This is a genomic window from Prochlorococcus sp. MIT2302 (assembly GCF_059772385.1).
Genome location: NZ_CM186285.1, coordinates 1,630,189 through 1,647,903 on the forward strand (window position 1 = coordinate 1,630,189; position 17,715 = coordinate 1,647,903).

The 17,715-nt window shown below is 36.2% G+C and carries 18 protein-coding genes; 4 read left to right on the plus strand and 14 right to left on the minus strand.

Translation table 11 applies throughout. From position 1 onward, the window contains the following. Window positions 1-15: 15 nt before the first annotated feature. Window positions 16-1,410: a tRNA uridine-5-carboxymethylaminomethyl(34) synthesis GTPase MnmE gene (gene mnmE / locus AC6EI2_RS09360; protein ID WP_498462077.1), complete on the minus strand. Its 1,395-nt coding sequence runs from the start codon at window positions 1,408-1,410 to the stop codon at window positions 16-18. Between the two features lie 72 nt (window positions 1,411-1,482). On the opposite strand from mnmE, the gene AC6EI2_RS09365 reads away from it, so the two are divergent. After that, complete coding sequence (locus tag AC6EI2_RS09365; protein WP_498462078.1) at window positions 1,483-1,938, plus strand: DUF2062 domain-containing protein; 456 nt, start codon at window positions 1,483-1,485, stop codon at window positions 1,936-1,938. A 53-nt stretch (window positions 1,939-1,991) separates the two neighbouring features. Here AC6EI2_RS09365 and AC6EI2_RS09370 read toward each other — a convergent pair whose 3' ends face one another. Next, window positions 1,992-4,328: a RelA/SpoT family protein gene (locus tag AC6EI2_RS09370; RefSeq protein ID WP_498462079.1), complete on the minus strand. Its 2,337-nt coding sequence runs from the start codon at window positions 4,326-4,328 to the stop codon at window positions 1,992-1,994. Window positions 4,329-4,383: 55 nt separating this feature from the next. Here AC6EI2_RS09370 and AC6EI2_RS09375 point away from each other — a divergent pair, with 55 nt between their 5' ends. Beyond that, entirely contained in the window at window positions 4,384-5,988 is a 1,605-nt protein-coding gene (locus AC6EI2_RS09375; RefSeq protein WP_498462080.1) for an ABC transporter ATP-binding protein, read from the plus strand. On the opposite strand, the gene AC6EI2_RS09380 is transcribed toward AC6EI2_RS09375, so the two are convergent. Together AC6EI2_RS09380 and ylqF are read right to left on the minus strand one after the other, a co-directional pair. Beyond that, window positions 5,960-6,952: an RluA family pseudouridine synthase gene (locus AC6EI2_RS09380; RefSeq protein ID WP_498462081.1), complete on the minus strand. Its 993-nt coding sequence runs from the start codon at window positions 6,950-6,952 to the stop codon at window positions 5,960-5,962. The genes AC6EI2_RS09375 and AC6EI2_RS09380 overlap by 29 nt on opposite strands. Continuing rightward, on the minus strand, window positions 6,952-7,815 hold the full coding sequence (ylqF, locus tag AC6EI2_RS09385; protein WP_498462082.1) for a ribosome biogenesis GTPase YlqF: 864 nt from the start codon (window positions 7,813-7,815) through the stop codon (window positions 6,952-6,954). Before ylqF ends, AC6EI2_RS09380 begins: the two co-directional genes overlap by 1 nt. A 476-nt stretch (window positions 7,816-8,291) precedes the next feature. Here ylqF and AC6EI2_RS09390 point away from each other — a divergent pair, with 476 nt between their 5' ends. Continuing rightward, window positions 8,292-9,497 (plus strand): phosphoglycerate kinase, encoded by a 1,206-nt coding sequence (locus AC6EI2_RS09390; protein ID WP_498462083.1) that lies wholly within the window; start codon window positions 8,292-8,294, stop codon window positions 9,495-9,497. Between the two features lie 39 nt (window positions 9,498-9,536). On the opposite strand, the gene AC6EI2_RS09395 is transcribed toward AC6EI2_RS09390, so the two are convergent. Further along, window positions 9,537-10,202 carry a DUF8623 domain-containing protein gene (locus tag AC6EI2_RS09395; RefSeq protein ID WP_498462084.1) on the minus strand — a complete coding sequence of 222 codons (666 nt, stop codon included), beginning with the start codon at window positions 10,200-10,202 and terminating at the stop codon, window positions 9,537-9,539. 109 nt (window positions 10,203-10,311) lie between these two features. Between AC6EI2_RS09395 and AC6EI2_RS09400 the strand changes: the two genes are divergently transcribed. Then, window positions 10,312-11,370, plus strand: coding sequence for a UDP-N-acetylglucosamine--N-acetylmuramyl-(pentapeptide) pyrophosphoryl-undecaprenol N-acetylglucosamine transferase (locus AC6EI2_RS09400; protein ID WP_498462085.1), 1,059 nt, complete (start codon window positions 10,312-10,314; stop codon window positions 11,368-11,370). Here AC6EI2_RS09400 and AC6EI2_RS09405 read toward each other — a convergent pair. From AC6EI2_RS09405 to secE, 9 genes are all read right to left on the minus strand, one after another. Further along, on the minus strand, window positions 11,363-12,445 hold the full coding sequence (locus AC6EI2_RS09405; protein WP_498463479.1) for a pyridoxal phosphate-dependent aminotransferase: 1,083 nt from the start codon (window positions 12,443-12,445) through the stop codon (window positions 11,363-11,365). The two genes, AC6EI2_RS09400 and AC6EI2_RS09405, sit on opposite strands and share 8 nt — an antisense overlap. Before the next feature lie 63 nt (window positions 12,446-12,508). Then, window positions 12,509-13,666, minus strand: a complete 1,158-nt coding sequence (locus AC6EI2_RS09410) for a quinone-dependent dihydroorotate dehydrogenase (RefSeq protein WP_498462086.1) — start codon at window positions 13,664-13,666, stop codon at window positions 12,509-12,511. Further along, on the minus strand, window positions 13,653-14,138 hold the full coding sequence (rnhA, locus tag AC6EI2_RS09415) for a ribonuclease HI (RefSeq protein ID WP_498462087.1): 486 nt from the start codon (window positions 14,136-14,138) through the stop codon (window positions 13,653-13,655). Before rnhA ends, AC6EI2_RS09410 begins: the two co-directional genes overlap by 14 nt. A gap of 68 nt (window positions 14,139-14,206) precedes the next feature. After that, entirely contained in the window at window positions 14,207-14,602 is a 396-nt protein-coding gene (gene rplL, locus AC6EI2_RS09420) for a 50S ribosomal protein L7/L12 (RefSeq protein WP_498462088.1), read from the minus strand. A gap of 52 nt (window positions 14,603-14,654) precedes the next feature. After that, window positions 14,655-15,182 (minus strand): 50S ribosomal protein L10, encoded by a 528-nt coding sequence (gene rplJ / locus AC6EI2_RS09425; RefSeq protein WP_498463480.1) that lies wholly within the window; start codon window positions 15,180-15,182, stop codon window positions 14,655-14,657. Between the two features lie 221 nt (window positions 15,183-15,403). Continuing rightward, window positions 15,404-16,111, minus strand: a complete 708-nt coding sequence (gene rplA, locus AC6EI2_RS09430; protein ID WP_498462089.1) for a 50S ribosomal protein L1 — start codon at window positions 16,109-16,111, stop codon at window positions 15,404-15,406. 68 nt (window positions 16,112-16,179) lie between these two features. Continuing rightward, window positions 16,180-16,605 (minus strand): 50S ribosomal protein L11, encoded by a 426-nt coding sequence (rplK, locus tag AC6EI2_RS09435; RefSeq protein WP_498462090.1) that lies wholly within the window; start codon window positions 16,603-16,605, stop codon window positions 16,180-16,182. A 101-nt stretch (window positions 16,606-16,706) separates the two neighbouring features. Continuing rightward, complete coding sequence (gene nusG, locus AC6EI2_RS09440) at window positions 16,707-17,315, minus strand: transcription termination/antitermination protein NusG (protein WP_498463481.1); 609 nt, start codon at window positions 17,313-17,315, stop codon at window positions 16,707-16,709. 102 nt (window positions 17,316-17,417) lie between these two features. Further along, the gene (gene secE / locus AC6EI2_RS09445; RefSeq protein ID WP_498462091.1) at window positions 17,418-17,660 is read right to left on the minus strand and encodes a preprotein translocase subunit SecE; all 243 of its coding nucleotides are present in this window, start codon (window positions 17,658-17,660) and stop codon (window positions 17,418-17,420) included. Between the last annotated feature and the right edge of the window lie 55 nt (window positions 17,661-17,715).

The window sequence follows — 17,715 nt, forward strand, 5'->3', positions numbered from 1 at the left end:
ATATAAATTGCTTGATTACTTACCAATACAGAATTTGGAAAATATATTATCAAGTAAACTCTCTGTTAAATCATCACCTGTTAATTCACCTAAATAATTAATAGCTTGTCTTAAATCGATCGTCCAGAAATCCCATGGGAGGTTTTCATCAAAAACCTGATCAATATTTTCTAGTGATTTCATCGTTAACTTTGCTAGATCAAGTTGTCTTTCATTAAGAGCAATATCTAAACCATGCGCTTGAGAAGAACCACATATTTTTAATAGGTAATTAATTAAATCGTCTTCTCCATTGCCGGTTTTTGCACTTATGATCACTAGATTCTCCTTTCCTAATAACTCTTTTCGAACTTTTTTAAAAGGATAATTCTTCTTTAAATCAGATTTATTTCCAACAATTAAGAGTGGAATATTTGAGGGTAACTGTTTTAGTATTATTTCATCATCGTTAGTCCATCCGTTTGAATAATCAAAGATCAATATGATGAGATCAGCTTGAACTAAAGTTTTTTTAGTTCTTGAAATACCAATTCTTTCGATGATATTTTCAGTTTCTCTTAGACCTGCTGTATCAATCAAAGTTACTGGTATTCCCTCTAGTATTATTTCACTTTCCAAAAGATCTCTTGTCGTTCCAGGTAGGTCAGTAACAATTGCTTTTTCTTTCTTGCAAAGCCTATTCATTAAGGAGCTTTTCCCTACATTAGGTTTCCCGGTTAATGCAACTTTTAAGCCAGTACGAAACCAGCATCCTCTTTGAGCATTATCAATTAGTTCTCTAAGATCTTGTTTGATTGCGAGAATTTCATTTTTTACATTTTTTTCATCTAAATTTGGAAGATCCTCTTCAAAATCTATTCTTGCTTCAATTTCAGTTAGTTGCTCTATCAGTCTTTTCCTGATTGATTGGATCGTAGTTTGAATATTCCCTTCAATTCCATTAATCGCGAGTTCTGCAGCTTTTTGGCTTCTTGCTGACACTAATTCGCTAATTGATTCTGCTTGAGTCAGGCTTATACGACCATTTAAAACTGCTCTTTGGCTAAACTCGCCTGGCTCTGCTCTTCGAACGTTTTCATTGTCAAGTATTCTTCCCAAGATCCTCTGGACTGAAATGATTCCACCATGGCAATGAATTTCCACTACATCTTCACCTGTAAAGCTTCGTGGCCCTTTCATTATTAACACGAGTACTTCATCGATATATGTTTTTTGATTTAATTCGGTTACATGTCCGTAAAGCACCTGGTGAGTTTCCCAATCATGCTTTCCCGGAATATGAACAATAGTCTTAGTTATCTCAATTGCTGTGGAGCCAGAGATCCTAATGACAGCGATACTTCCCTGGCCGGGAGAAACGGCAGTTGCAATTGCAGCAATTGTATCTTCAGTAGGGGAAAACGAATTCATGAAGCAATAATCATGCAATCTTCACTAAGATCAAATTTAGTTTTCTTTTTTATGACCAAGATTTTTTAAAATATGAGAAAAATCTTTCTCAATCTAATACAAAGAATTCGTAAATTTATTTCTTGGCTCTGGAAGCAGGAAGGTTCTCCCTCACAGAGAGCACTAGGGTTGGGTGTGGGGATATTTAGTGGTTGCTTTCCATTCTTTGGTTTGCAAACTTTGATGGGAGTATTTTTAGCAAAAATTTTCAAGGGGAATAGTGTTTTTGCAGCTGTTGGGACTTGGATTAGCAACCCATTGACTTATGTGCCTCTATATTATTTTAATTATAGAATAGGCTCTCTAATCATTAATAAAGATAAAAATATAGTAGATTTTAGCCATATAACTACAAATGAGTTGTGGTCTCAGGGTTGGTACCTAAGTTCTCGATTGATAATTGGCTCGATATGTATGGGGCTTCTGACTGGAGTTATTGGTGGGCTCGGCTCATATTTTTTACTCAAAAAACTTTCTGATAAAAAATAAATTTATATCTTTCAAATACTATTTTGTAGCACTTCATCGGATTCTTTAAAATGTTAATTAATTCCTGTTCTGGCGATGTCTAAGACATCTACCATCGAACGTATTTGATTGATAGTGATTTCTAATTGATTAACGCTTTCTAGTTCAACTCTCAAATCTATACATGCTGGTTTACCTTGAGATGTCTTAACTCTGGCATCTATTACATTAATGCCTCTATCAGAGAGTCTCATTAATATATCTTTAAGCACTCCGACTCTGTCAATAACTTCAATTCTTAATTGAATAGGAAATTTCTTTTCTCTGATGCATGTATTGCTATTCCACTTTACTGAAAGTCTTCTATTATCGGGAACTGATTGTATGTTGACACAATTAGTTCGATGTATAGTGATCCCATGATTTCCAAGTGCAACTGTCCCAAGTATGGATTCTCCTGGTAAAGGGCTGCAACATCCACCTAGTCTATAGTCAAGTCCTTCCAGGCCAAGTATGGGCGAATATTTTGTTTGAGATATTTTTGTTTTATTGGAAACTTGATTTGTTTGTGATCCAATTTGGTTTGCTATCTCGATATCGCTTAATTTGTTCTCAGGTAGTTGGTTTTGAATTTTTATCTCTTCTCTAAACCTATTAATTACTTGATGTAAGGTTAAGGCCCCAAATCCAAGTGCAGCTAATAAATCCTCCGTAGACTTTAGATTACATCTTTCAGCAACTTTTGTGATCGCTTCACCTTTGAGTAGATTATCAATCCCTTTACGACCAAATTCTTGTTCTAGTAGTTCTTTACCTCTTAAAATTGTTTCTTGACGATGACTTTTTTTATACCATTGCCTGATACGATTTCTAGCTGTGGGTGTGGCTACATAGTTTAACCAATCCAAGCTTGGATGGGAACTCTTGTGAGTAAGGATCTCGACAAAATCTCCATTTTCTAGAGGTGTAGATAGCACGCATAAGCGATCATTGATTCTCGCACCATTACAATGATTCCCTACTTCAGAATGAATCCGATAGGCGAAATCGATTGCGGTTGAACCATTTCTTAATCCCAAAACATCTCCTTTTGGAGTAAAAACAAACACTTCTTCATCAAATAAATCTTCTTTAATTGATGCAAGATAGTCATTATGATCATTTACGCCATCTTCTTGTTGCCATTCAACCAATTGACGTAACCAATTAAATTTCTCTGAATCAGGATTGGCAGGAGATCCTCCTTCTTTGTACTTCCAGTGAGCGGCAATTCCAAATTCTGAAACCCTATGCATTTCCGGAGTCCTGATTTGCACTTCAATAGGTCTGTGTCTGCCAATTACTGCTGTATGTAGCGACTGGTACCCATTTGGTTTTGGGAGGCCTATATAGTCTTTAAAACGTCCGGGTATTGGTCTGAATGTGTCATGGACAACAGCAAGAGCTCGATAACATGTCTCGACATCAGAGACAAGTATTCTTAGAGCAGCAACATCAAAAATTTCATGAAATTCTTTTTGTTGCCTTTGCATTTTGCTCCAAATTCCATATAAATGCTTTGGCCTTCCACTAACTTCACATTGATTAAGTCCTGCTGAATTCAAACGATCTTTGAGTAATTGAACAGTTGTATTTAATCTCTCTTCTCTTTCACTACGTTTACTAGCTATTTGTTGTTGAATTTCTCGGAAGGGATCTGGCTCTAAAAGTTTAAATGCTAAGTCCTCAAGTTCCCATTTAAAACGTCCTATTCCTAAACGATTAGCGAGTGGAGCATAAATTTCTCTTGTTTCTTTCGCTATTCGAGTTTGTTTTTCTTTCCCTAGGTAACTAATAGTACGCATATTGTGTAGCCTATCTGCAAGCTTCACTAGTACTACTCGAATATCGCTAGCCATAGCTAGAAACATTTTACGTAGGTTTTCTGCTTGAGCTTCTGTGCGATTATTAAAATGGATTCCTCCTAATTTAGTAACTCCTTCTACTAGATATCTAACTTCACTCCCAAAATATCCTTCGAGTTGTTCTGGGGTTATATCTGTATCTTCGACGACGTCATGTAAAAAACCTGCTGCAATTACGCTAGCGCTTGCACCTATCTCTCTAAGTAAGTCTGCGACTGCAACTGGATGGGTTATGTAAGGCTCCCCACTTTTTCTGAATTGACCTTTATGTAATTGAAATGCAAGATCAAAAGCAGCAACTAATAAAGCTTCAGAATCTCTTGGGCAACTTGCTCCTATCCCAGGGGGAATGTTTCTAATGCAATTTTTTAACCATTCTGGCAAAATAATTTCGTAATCATCAATATTTTTAATCTGATGAGTTCGGAGTTGCGGCTTGCCATCAAAAAATTCATCACAGACAACATTGGTCTGGGTTGAATTGCGTGCAGAGGTAACTTTAGACATCAGCACCGGCGCTTAATTTATCTTATTCAAGCTCAACATTTCTTGCTACCTTTTTATGAATAATTCATCAAAAGAAGTTTTAAGGATACATAAACTAAATGCTATCTATCCCAATAGTTCTAAGTCCATATTAAACGGACTAGATCTGAATATGAATCGTGGAGATAGGCTTGCATTAGTTGGTAGATCAGGATGTGGGAAAAGTACTGTTGCAAAAGCTGTAATGCAGCTTCTTCCTGCTGGATGTATTTGTAAGGGTGAGATTTTTTTAAATGGGAAAAATGTATTGGAGCAAGATAAGGTTTCTTTGCAAACTATTCGAGGAACAGAGGTTGGATTGATATTTCAGGATCCAATCTCACGTTTAAATCCTTTAATGACTGTTGGCGATCATTTGGTTGATACTTTTAGAGCTCATGATAAGTCAGCAACAAATAGTACTTTAGTAAATAAGACTAAGAGCTTACTAGATAAAGTTGGAATAGATCCTTTGAGATTTAATTCTTTTCCTCATGAATTTAGTGGAGGGATGCGACAACGGGTTGCAATTGCTTTGGCAATTTGTTTAAGACCTCCTTTGATAATTGCTGATGAGCCTACAACTAGCTTGGATACAATAGTTGCTGACCAGATCATGGGTGAATTGAGTTTTCTTTGCGATGAAATTGGGACTGCTTTACTATTAATTAGTCATGATTTATCTATGGCATATAAATGGTGTAATAAAATTGCAATACTTGATTATGGGAAAATAGTAGAATCTGGAAATATTAAGGAGATAATTTCTAATCCAAAAACTCATATCGCTCAAAGGTTAGTTGATTCAGGCAGAATATTAGAAGGCTCTGAGAGAGAAATATTGAATACAAGGACTGTATTATTGAGAGTGAATAGATTAAGATGTTGGCATAATATAGGCTTTTGGCCCTTCAATACTTTTTGGCTTAAAGCTGTTAATGAAGTTACCTTTTCGCTTCATGAAGGTGAAACTCTTGGCGTCGTTGGTCCATCAGGATGTGGTAAGAGCACTCTATGTAGAGCTTTGACTGGTTTATTGCCTATAAGAGGTGGAAGTATTTTTTTTCTTGGATCTAATATTTCAAATTACAATAAGAAATCTTTGAGACAATTACGTAAATTTATTCAAATTATTTTTCAAGATCCTTCTACTGCTTTGAACCCTAAGATGTCAGTACTCGATGCAATTATAGATCCTATTCTTATCCACAAGTTGTTAACTAGATCTCAAGCTAGAGAGAAAGCTCGTAATCTTTTAGGCCTTGTAGGTTTAACTCCCACAGAAATGTATGAACAACGTTTACCTTCTCAACTTTCAGGGGGACAACAGCAAAGAGTGGTTATTGCAAGAGCGCTGGCACTTAACCCTAAAATACTTATCTGTGATGAAAGCGTCAGTATGTTAGATGCAGAAATCCAAGCAGAAGTTTTGGAGTTACTTCGCTCTTTACAAGAAAAATTAAAATTGTCCATGTTATTTATAACTCATGACTTATTAGTTGCAGCAGGCTTTTGCCATAGAGTATTAGTATTTGATAAAGGAAAAATTATTGAAGAGAATTATGGTAAAAATTTGTTGGATAATCCTCAACAACACCTGACACAAAAGATGGTTAAGGCTTGCCCTCGATTGCCGAAATAATATTATTGTTTGACTTTAATACTTTTAAAAGTCTCTCAAAATCTTGCGGTAATGGAGCTGTGAATTTCATTCTCTTTAGCGTTATTGGGTGTATCAAACCTAATTCAATTGCATGTAAGGCTTGGCCGCTAAGATTAATGGGTAATTTTTTACATCTACTATAAGTTTGGTCTCCAATAATAGGGTGACCTATGTGTGCACTGTGAACACGAATTTGATGAGTTCTACCTGTATCAAGTTTGAATTTAAGAAGAGAAAAATTTCCTAGGTTTTCAATTAACTTCCAATGTGTGCAAGCATATCTACCTGAATCTTCATTAACTACAGCATATTTTTTTCTATCTTTTGGATGTCGACCAATACATCCGACAACCATTCCTTCATTCTCTTTAATGGCTCCATGTACAACAGCAATATAATGTCTTGCGGCCACTCTTTTTTGTATTTGAATTTGAAGTTTTACTAAAGCCTCTTGAGACTTTGCTATGACAATGCACCCAGTTGTGTCTTTATCTAAGCGATGAACTATTCCAGGCCTTAATTTGCCTCCGATTCCAGGTAAGTCTGGACAATGATTGATTAATCCATTGACTAAAGTTCCAGATTTATTACCTGGTGCAGGATGTACTGCTATTCCTGCTGCTTTATTGATGACTATTAAATGATTATCTTCGTAAAGTATGTCTAAATCAATGTCTTCTGGTCTTAAGTAAGGAAGAGGTTCCGGTGGTGGAACCCAAAGTTGAATTACGTCGCCTGGCCTAACGGGCGTTTTTGCTTTCCCAGTTTTACCGTTCACTTTTGCAAAACCAGCTTCGATAAATTTCTGAATATGAGCTCTACTTTGTTCAGATCTTTGACTGACCAGCCATCTGTCTAGCCTCATAGGTAAAGGCTTTTGGTATTTACCCTCAAATAATTCGCCTGGGCCTTGCCCAAATTCAAGCCTGATTTCTTTATCCATTAGGGGAGTTCAAGAGAAATATTTCCCAATAAATTTTTACGAAAATCATCAAGTAGTCTTTGAGACATTCTTCTAGTATCTCCGGAAGTGTGACGTTTTGCTGCTGACAATAGCCATAAAGATTTATCTTTATTGACTTCATTGATAAATATGCCATATCTATTTTGAAGACACATTGGCTTGATTCCGGCTTCTTGCTTATTTGCTAATGTCTCAAGAAGTTTCATAAAGTTAATGGCTACTTGTTCCGTATCGTATGCGGCTTGACCGATATCATCACATATGGCCAGCTTTAACGCGGCACTTTGATCTTCAAATCTTGGTGGAAGAACTCCAGGAGCATCCAATAGATCCAGATCTTGTCCCAACCTTACCCATCTCAAACTTCTAGTTACACCTGGCTTTCTTGAACTAGAGACAACTTTTTTTTTAACTAATCTGTTGATGAGAGCAGATTTTCCAACATTTGGGAAACCAAGAGTTAGTACTCTAATCGCACGATTTTTCATTCCACGATCGAGACGTCTTTGATTTAACTCTTGCCCAGCACGAATGGCAGCTTGTTTTATTTGAAGAACGCCTGTTCCAGCTTTTGCATCACACCACCATGGGACTCTCCCTTCTAATCTTAATTTTTTATCCCAAGCTTTATAGGCATCTATATTGATCATGTCTCTTCTATTAATAACTAATATTTGCTTCTTACCTTTTAACCATTTTTGAAGATATGGATGAGAAGTTGAGAGAGGAATCCTTGCGTCTCGCACTTCGAAAACTAGATCAACTTTATTCAGATGTTCCTTTAATTGTTTTTCTGCTTTTGCAATATGACCTGGGTACCATTGTATAAGCTGCTTGTTCACGGAATTTAGAAGAATTTGGTTGAAATTGATTTATCTCGAAATTAAAAAAGTTAATTTTGATCTATTTTGGGTGGTTATTTTTGAAATTTCTAAGTTCAACGTGTCATCTGAAATGATTAAGTAAGTTAATGATAATCATTGATTTATTCTAAACATCCTGACGGGAAATCAATTTTATTGATCAATCTAGATTGGTAGAATTACAATATTTAATAACAAGCCATAGAAAAAACATCTCTCATATTTCGTGTTTTAAAAAAAATTATTTCCAAACTTATTGCTGTAAGATTATTTCTCTAGTAACTGCAGTTGTTTGAGGGGTAATTAATTATTTTCAATAAAGGCTTTTAATATTTAAAATATCGTTTTTGGTTCCTCAAGGGTTTAGGTAGATTTTTTCTGTGTCTTAGTAATTACCCAATTGGTGCCTTCCAAGAGCTATGGTCACTCAGTTTCCTTTCTGAATTCTATAAATTATGTCTAAGCGTTCCCTGTCAAGTCTCGGCGCTGAAGACTTATGCGGCAAACGTGTTTTAGTGAGAGTTGATTTTAATGTCCCATTAGGAGATGAGGGGCAGATAACTGATGACACAAGAATTCGTGCTGCTTTACCAACTATTAATGACCTTCTTGAGAAGAGTGCAAGAGTTATTCTTTCTGCTCATTTTGGTAGGCCAAAGGGAGAGGTTAATGAAAAAATGCGTTTGACAGCTGTTGCTCAAAGACTGAGTGAATTGCTTGGTAAAACAGTTGTAAAAACAGAAAGTTGTATAGGAGCTGAAGCTAAGTCAAAAGTAGATGCGATGTCTAATGGCGATGTTGTCCTTTTGGAAAATGTTCGATTTATTGCTGGTGAAGAAAAAAACGATGGAGAATTTGCTAGAGAATTAGCTTCTTTGGCAGAAGTATATGTAAACGATGCTTTTGGTGCCGCTCACCGTGCTCATGCTTCAACTGAGGGTGTTACAAAGTTCCTTAGTCCTTGTGTCGCTGGCTATTTAATGGAAAAAGAATTGAAGTACCTTCAAGGAGCGATAGATCAACCTAAAAGACCATTGGCTGCAATAGTTGGCGGTTCTAAAGTAAGCAGCAAAATAGGTGTTTTGGAATCTTTGATTGATAAATGTGACAAGATAATCGTTGGTGGAGGGATGATATTTACTTTTTATAAAGCCAGAGGATTATCTGTTGGTAACAGTCTTGTCGAGGAAGACAAGTTAGAATTGGCAAGTGCTTTGGAGAAGAAAGCGAGAGACAAAGGAGTTGAGTTCCTGTTACCAAGTGATGTTGTATTGGCTGATGATTTTTCTCCTAATGCAAACAGTAAAGTTTCCAGAATAGATTCTATTGCTGAAGGCTGGATGGGATTGGATATTGGTTCAGAATCAATTGAACTTTTTCAGAACGCCTTGAAAGATTCCAAAACTGTGATTTGGAATGGACCGATGGGTGTCTTTGAATTTGAGAAATTTGCAAATGGAACCAATTCAATAGCTAATACGTTGGCTGATTTAAGTTCCCAAGGTTGCTGCACAATTATTGGAGGTGGAGATTCAGTAGCAGCAGTTGAGAAAGCTGGTTTAGCTAAAAATATGTCTCATATATCTACTGGAGGTGGTGCCAGTCTTGAACTTTTGGAAGGTAAAGTTCTTCCTGGAGTTTCTGCTCTAGATGATGCTTAAGAATTTGAATCTGGCTTTATGATTTTTAGAAGTAGGTTTTTATGGACCTACTTCTATTTTTTTTGTTACTGAATAAATACCTTCAGGATGAGTAATGATTGCTGAAAAAGTTTGAGAGCCAGGATTTAAGGGCGCTTGAACATATTTAAATAAACCACCTGATTGATTAGGCTTAATCCCAAAGATATCATTTGATAAATTCATATTATCTTCGTTTTTAAGTAAAATCATTCCACTAGCATTCAATGCATTGTCTAATGGATTTTCAATGACTAAATTTATTTCGTATTTCTGACCAGTAAAAACTTTGTCTGGAGATAGAATTTTTATAATTAAAGGTGATTTTTGACTACTTAAAATTGATTCTTCTTTAATAACTTTATATCCTTTGATTTTATTGTTGTAGGTCTCTAATTGAACAGTCTGTTTAGTATTGAGATTATAAATTCGATCATTAATTTCTCTTGTAGATATTATTTTGACATTTAGTAATGATTTATTTGTTTCATTTCTAACTTGTTGAATTGACCATTTAGCATTTTTATATTTTTCCTGAAAAGCTTTGTAGCGCTTATTAAATTGATTGAATGATTTTTTTAGAAATAAATCTCTTAGTAAATCATCATTATTCAGGTTGAGAATTTCCTCCAATTTATTACTTAGCAACTGCTTATCTATGTTTTTACTTAAAGTAGAATTGATCATTAGGGGATGTAGTAATAAAAATATTATTGATTTAACTATGAGTGAATGTCGCACGCCTACCTTTTTTACTCAATATAACCTAGCCTTTATGAATAAGGTTATTTAATTTATGCCTCGCCTTTTAATTGCTGCAAGCGGAACAGGTGGGCATATTTATCCTGCATTGTCTTTCGCTGATTCACTCTCAAATTCTTGGGAAATTGAGTGGCTAGGTGTGCCAAATAGGCTAGAGATTGACCTAGTTCCCAAAAAATACAATCTAATCAAGCTAAAAGTTGGAGGATTACAAGGAAATATTTTTAGAAAGATGTTTGAAATTTGTAAATTACTCCTTTCTTCTATCCAAGTTTCTATTCTATTACGTCAAAAAAAGATTAACGTTATTTTTACTACTGGTGGTTATATATCTGCTCCAAGTATTCTCGGAGCGAAAATAACTGGCATTCCTATCGTTTTGCATGAATCTAATGCTATCCCTGGAAAAGTAACTAGGTTATTGGGTAGATTTTGTGACCATGTAGCGCTAGGCATCCCATCGGCATCGGATTATTTGCAAGGATGTAAAACAAGTTTTACTGGAACGCCTGTAAGGTCAGAATTTTTTTTAGATCAATCTCTTCCTCATTGGGTGCCGATCGGAGATGGTTTATTAATTGTGGTTATGGGAGGTAGTCAAGGAGCAATAAAAATGAATGAGATGGTTAGGAATATCATGCCTTGGTTGCTTGAGAAAGGTTGTAGAGTTGTTCATCTGACCGGTCATAATGATTGTTTTTACCAAAATTTAGATAAGGTCAATACGCACGCTAATTTGGTTGTAAGACAATTCAGTAATGAAATTTCGGCCTTACTGCGCCATGCTGATCTTGCAATAAGTAGAGCGGGATCTGGTGCAATTTGTGAATTAATGGCAACTAAGACCCCATCAATTTTAATACCTTTTCCAGCTTCTACCGATCAACATCAAGAGTTAAATGCTGCTTATATGGCTAGATATGGAGGTGCTGTAATAGTTAATCAACATGATCCAGAAAAGTCTATTTTAAAAAATACTTTATCTAATTTGCTAGACTCTGATTCTCTCAGTAAAATGAAATTAAATATGAATAATTACAATTGTATTAATTCGAAAAATAAGTTGTTTGATATTATAAATTTGATTAGTTAATGTAATCTTTTAATGTATTTATAATTTGGATATTCTCTGTTCTTTTTTGAAAACTTATTCTTATCCAATTTTCACCTAAATTTGTAAATGACCTACAATCTCGTAATAAAATTCCTCTTTTTTTTAAATTTTCAAGAAGATTTAATATAGAATTATCACTTTTAATTAATTGAAAATTAGTAGTTGAAGGCAAAGGCTTAATAGTAGAAAATTTTGATAAATTTTCATGCAACCACTTCCCCTCTTTGTCTACCCACTTATGGATCTTATTTAATCTTTTTGTATGCATCTTTGAATCTTTCATTATCATTTTAGTTGCATTTATAGCTAGGGTATTAACGGGCCAAGGATCTCTTATCTCCTTCCATTGTAATAATCTATCTGCATTAGTTACGGCATATCCAACCCTTAATCCAGCTATACCTATAAATTTAGTTAGACTCCTTATTACTATAAGGTTTTTGTGCCTATTAGTTAAGTCAATTATTGATTGATTTTCACCTCCAGGTACAAGAGAAATAAATGCTTCATCGCAAATAACCAGTTTATAATTAGTTAATATACTTTCTAGAGATGAACGACTCCATAATTGCCCAGTTGGATTGTGCGGATTTGTGATCCACAATACTTGGGTTTTTGGTTTAATTGGAAATGATTGAGGATTTCTATTATTCCAAGATAAGGGTAAAGGGTTATGAATATAGGGGGCATTCCAGCATTTTAAAGCTCTTTTATAGTCTCCAAACCCAGGAGAGGGTAAAGAACTTAGGCCATATAAACTTGCATCTCTTGCTGCCCAAGTAAATAATTCAGAGGCTCCATTTCCAGGTAAAATCATAGAAGGATCAATATTATGCCATTTTGAAATAGCATTTTTAACTTCGAAATAACTTCTATCAGGATATGATTTGATAGATCCATTCTTTATACTATTAATTAGATAATTATTTAATTTTTTAGGTAATTTAAATGGTACTATTGATGCACTTGCATCGATGATATTTTTTGTTGAAAGTCCTAACTTTCGTGCTTCTTTTTCAATATTACCTCCATGATTATCAAAGTCAATTTTCATGATATTTGAGACAATATCATGTCCAGTTTCACTCATAATCATTTGCTGAATTCATTTGTCTCATTATTTCCAGGGTTCTTCTGAACCGATTGCATCTTTAATATTTTTGAATCCGTTCTTTTCCATTTGCAATGTTAATCCATCTAAAATATCAGGGACTAAATTTGGCCCCTCATATATCCAACCAGTATAAATTTGAATTAGTGATGCTCCAGCTGTAATTCTCTCCCATGCCGCTTTTGCTGAGTCAATTCCACCGACGCCAATCAGCGGTAAATCATTATTAGTACTTCTTCTAAGTCTCTTCATAACCTCGAGTCCTCTTTTTTGTAAGGGAAGTCCACTTAATCCTCCACTTTCTCGCTCTAAAGTATTTCCAGTTTTGATTTTTAGTGTTTTTAAATTAAATCGATTTAAGCTTGTATTGATTGCAATGATTCCATCAATTCCATTTTCCATAGAAACTTTGGCAATTTCATCAATTGCTTCATTGGAAAGATCTGGTGAAATTTTTACAAGCAAAGGCGGACAATTCGATACCTTTCTAAGAGTTCTTATTAATTTTTTTATTTGTTTTGTTCCTTGTAGTGAACGAAGACCTGGGGTATTTGGCGAACTAACGTTGATTACTGCATAGTCTGCTAATGGAGCCAACAGGGTTAGGGATTGAGAATAGTCTTTTGGAGCGTTATCAAGCGTTGTGATTTTTGACTTTCCTAAATTTATTCCCAGTACACAGGGTCTATTTCCGGGCTCAGGGAGTTTTTGCTTTTCTAAAGTTTTTAAAAAATTCTCTGCTCCTTCATTATTGAATCCCATTCGATTCAATGCAGCTTTTTCTTTGGCAATTCTGAAAAGTCTCGGTTTTGGATTGCCTTTTTGGGGATGCCAAGTAATTGTCCCTAATTCGGCGAAACCAAATCCAAAATAGTTCCAAAGACCTGCTCCTACACCATTCTTATCAAATCCTGCAGCAAGTCCTAAAGGGTTTTTAAATTGAGAGCCAAAAATAAATTGATTTAAGCTGGAATTGTTTCTTTGAAGACCACTCGATGCTTTTTTAAGGATGTTAGAAATTATTGGAAAATTTCTATTTAATGATGCTAATTTAATTGCACTAAGAGCTGAATTAGTAAGTATTTCCGCATCAACACCCTCATCCTGAGATAGAAGCTGGCCAAGCAGGATATTGTATAAGTCGCTTTTTTTATTTTTTGACAAAATCTTTTAGTTGTATTTTTCGACCTTTGGAAAAAGCTACCGCAATAGCGTCGACTCTATCATTATCTTTTTCTCCACTATGACCTTTGACATATTGAAGTTTGATTTTTGGTAGAGAAGGATCGTCAAGAGCTTTCCATAAGTCTTGATTGAGAACTGGTTTGCCCGAGGCTGTTTTCCAGCCTCTCTTTTTCCAGTTGGACATCCATTTTCCCATCCCATCAATTAAATATTTGCTATCAGTTTTAATGGTTATCGAAGGGTGAAATTTTATTTCTTTTAATTTTTCCAGAACAAATAATGCAGCTTGCAATTCCATTCGATTATTAGTTGTATCAGGGCTATATCCACCGAATTCAACTTCGCTTCCATCTTGGAATCTAATTAACACCCCCCAGCCACCGGGACCTGGATTTCCACTACACGCTCCATCAGTTGCTGCAGAAATCGCAAATTTTTCTTCAGTTTTCATAAAAAAAACCGGTCTGATTAGACCGGTTTCATATAAGCAGAAAACTGGTGTTTATCCAGTAACAATATTTACTTTAAAGTTACTTTTCCACCAACAGCCTCAATCGCTTTCTTTAGCGCCTCAGCATCTTCTTTTGACGCTCCTTCTTTGATTGCTTTTGGAGCAGCTTCAACTAGGGCTTTTGCTTCGCCAAGGCCTAAACCTGTGGCATTGCGAACTTCTTTGAGGACTTTGATTTTAGATGAAGCTTCAAAGCTTTCTAAAACTACCTCAAATTCAGTTTTTTCTTCGGCAGCCTCACCACCATCGCCACCAGCAGCAGCTCCTGGAGCTGCCATGACAACGCCAGCAGATGCGGCAGCAGATACACCAAAAGCCTCTTCTATTTGCTTAACAAGCTCTGAAGCTTCAAGCAAAGAGAGACTTTTTAATGAATCTAAGATTTCATCGGTTTTTGCAGACATGTTTTAAATCAGCAACTAAGTAAGTAGAAAACAAATTGTTTAGCAATGAGTATCAGCTCTCGCCGCTCTCAGAATGTTGTTTAAGAGACCTTGCAAGTCCAGATGGGACCTCATTTATACCAATAGCGATTTTGCTTGTTATGGAATTCATTGCACCAGCAATTTGCGCCATAAGTGCTTCCTTGCTAGGAAGTTTTGCAATCGCTTTGATCTCATCTTGAGATAAAAGTTTGCCTTCGAAAAGACCTCCTTTAGTCTCAGATTTTTGAGTTTCCTTTTGAAATGCTTGTACAGCTTTAACAGCACTACCAACATCTCCTTTGATTAAAACAAAGGCGTTAGTACCAGTAAGCAATGACTCCAAACCAGTCCAGGAATCTTTTCCTTTTATGGCTTGACGCATCAAGGTGTTTTTAGTCACCTTGCAGATGCCATCGCTTTCTTGCAATCTTGAGCGCAAGTCAGACATCTCTTTTGTGGATAAGCCCTTGTAATCAAGAACTAGAGCCATTTCAGAGTTATCCAGTAGATCCTCTATCGTTTCAACGATCTGTTTTTTGCTTTCCAGCGTGCGGCCCATAATAATTGGATCGAATCGGGGAAGGACTGGACATACGGCCATATTCCCCTTGGGGAATCGAGGCCGCTTACGATTCAATCCAAAAGATAAAACCTTGCGAATGCCTCGGCTGGGATTATAAATTCTATTAAAACAAAGGTTTAATAAAATCAGACCTGCTGTCTTTGGCTGGGCGCATGCCCTCGTGGTTAAACCACTCCGTTAATTTACAACAAAAAGGGTCACTTTTCTTTCTGCAAGTCTTGTAATTCGTTGATATCTACTTCTACCGATGGCCCCATTGTGGATGTAATAAAAAAGCTTCTCCAGAATTTTCCTTTTGCTCCGCTAGGTTTATTTTTATCTATTGTTAATTGCAATGTCTTCAAATTTTCAAGAAGAGCATCTTCAGAAAAACTCGCTTTACCAAATCGGACATGAACAATTCCTGCTTTGTCTGCTCTAAATTCAAGCTTTCCTGCTTTAAATTCTTTAATAGCTCCAACTAAATCAGTTGTAACTGTTCCTGCTTTTGGATTAGGCATAAGTCCTCTTGGTCCAAGCACTCTTCCAAGTTTTGCAACCTTGGGCATCATGTCCGGAGTAGAAATTAACAGGTCGAAGTCCATTTCTCCTTTGTTGATTGAATCAACTAAATCTTCCTCCCCAGCAAGATCAGCGCCCGCTTTCGTCGCCTCAGAAACTTTTTCACCGCGTGTCACTACCGCTATCCTTATGTTCTGACCGGTACCACTTGGCAAAGCAACTGTAGTTCTAAGTTGCTGATCAGTATATTTTGGATCTATGCCTAGTCTTATGTGAGCTTCTATAGTCTCATCGAATTTTGCATTTGCATTCTCCTTGACTAGCTTTATTGCTTCGATGGGAGAGTATGTACGTTCTTCCACTTTGGAAAGTAACGTTGTCATTCTTTTTGAAAAATTTTTCATAATAAATTGGGGTTCAATCGACTTTCCGTCTCCCCCTCAAGAGAACGTTGAATGATTTTACGATTTTATTAGTCCTTTATGGAAACCCCCATATTTTTGGCTGTCCCCTCAATAACTTTCATCGCTGATTCGATGCTGGTGCAATTGAGATCTGGAAGTTTTGTTTTAGCAATTTCTTCAAGTTGACTTTTACTAATCGAACCGGCAGTTCCTTTCGCTGACTCGCCTGAACCTTTCGCAATGCCTGCGGCTTTAGTTATTAGAACAGAAGCAGGAGGGGTTTTTGTTATGAAAGTAAAACTTCTATCTTCGAAAACTGATATTTCTACAGGAATAACAAAGCCAGCTTTGTCTTGGGTGCGCGAATTGTATTCCTTACAAAACGCCATGATATTTACCCCATGTTGACCAAGCGCAGGCCCAACTGGAGGAGCTGGGTTAGCTTTGCCAGCCTGTAAGGCCAACTTGATCAGGGCTACTACTTTCTTTGCCATCGGCTGAGGATTGAACTAATGCGGAAACCTGAAACGAATCAGATAAATTATCTAATAAACTTAACTCCTAGACTGACCAGACAGCAAAAGGTAATTAAAAATCAATTTTGTTTGGTTATTTGAGAAAATTCAAGTTCAACAGGAGTTTCTCTTCCGAAGATTGATAATAGTGCCTTTAGTTTGTTTCTTTCTCCAGAAACTTCAATTACTTCTCCTTGGAAATCTTTAAAAGGTCCTGAAGTGACAACAATCTGATCACCTTCTTCTACATCCAATTTTACAACAGTTTTCTTCTCAGCTGCTCGTTTGAAAATTCTATTAACCTCTTGCCTGCTAAGAGGGCGTGGTTTGATATGTCCTCTGGCTTTCCCAGTAGCTCTTCGGTCTTCTGCACCAACAAAATTAATTACATTGGGAGTACTCCTTACCGCCATCATTGTGTCTTCATCTAACACCATACGAACAAGCACATATCCAGGGAATACCTTCTCTTCTGTGGTCTGCCTACTACCATCTTTTTTTAGCTTAACTGCAGGTGTTTGAGGGATTTCTATCTCTATAATTCTGTCACTAACACCAAGAGTGATTGCTCTTTGTTCAAGTGTCGCTTTTACTTTCTTTTCGCAACTTGAGGCAACTTGAATTGCGTACCAACGTGCAATATTTGTCTTTATTGTTTGGTTTGGAAAATGTGATTGATCATCCTCAATGTGCTCTGATCTATCGATTATTTTTGAATCTTTAGTAGGAGTGGTTTCAATATCTGACACTGGAAAAAATTGTGAGAGGTTTAGAAATTTAGATTAGTGAACTCAGCGAAATATCTGAGTAGAGGCCCATCCATAAAAACGGCTTACAGCTGCGATTGATACTGCTGATAGAGTGACCATTAAAATCACAGCAACAGATTCACTGAACAGTTGTTGGCGTGAGGGCCATACAACTAATTTCATTTCATCAATTGTAGAGGATAAAAAACTTTTTTTTAAGGCAGTCTTTTCCTGTTGTTTAGGAATTACCTTTTCTTGATCCTCTTTAGAGGTTGGGCTTGTCACTTTGGGAAGATTAAAAGGAAGGTACTTTTAAAAAAAATTGCTGTGAACCTAGATT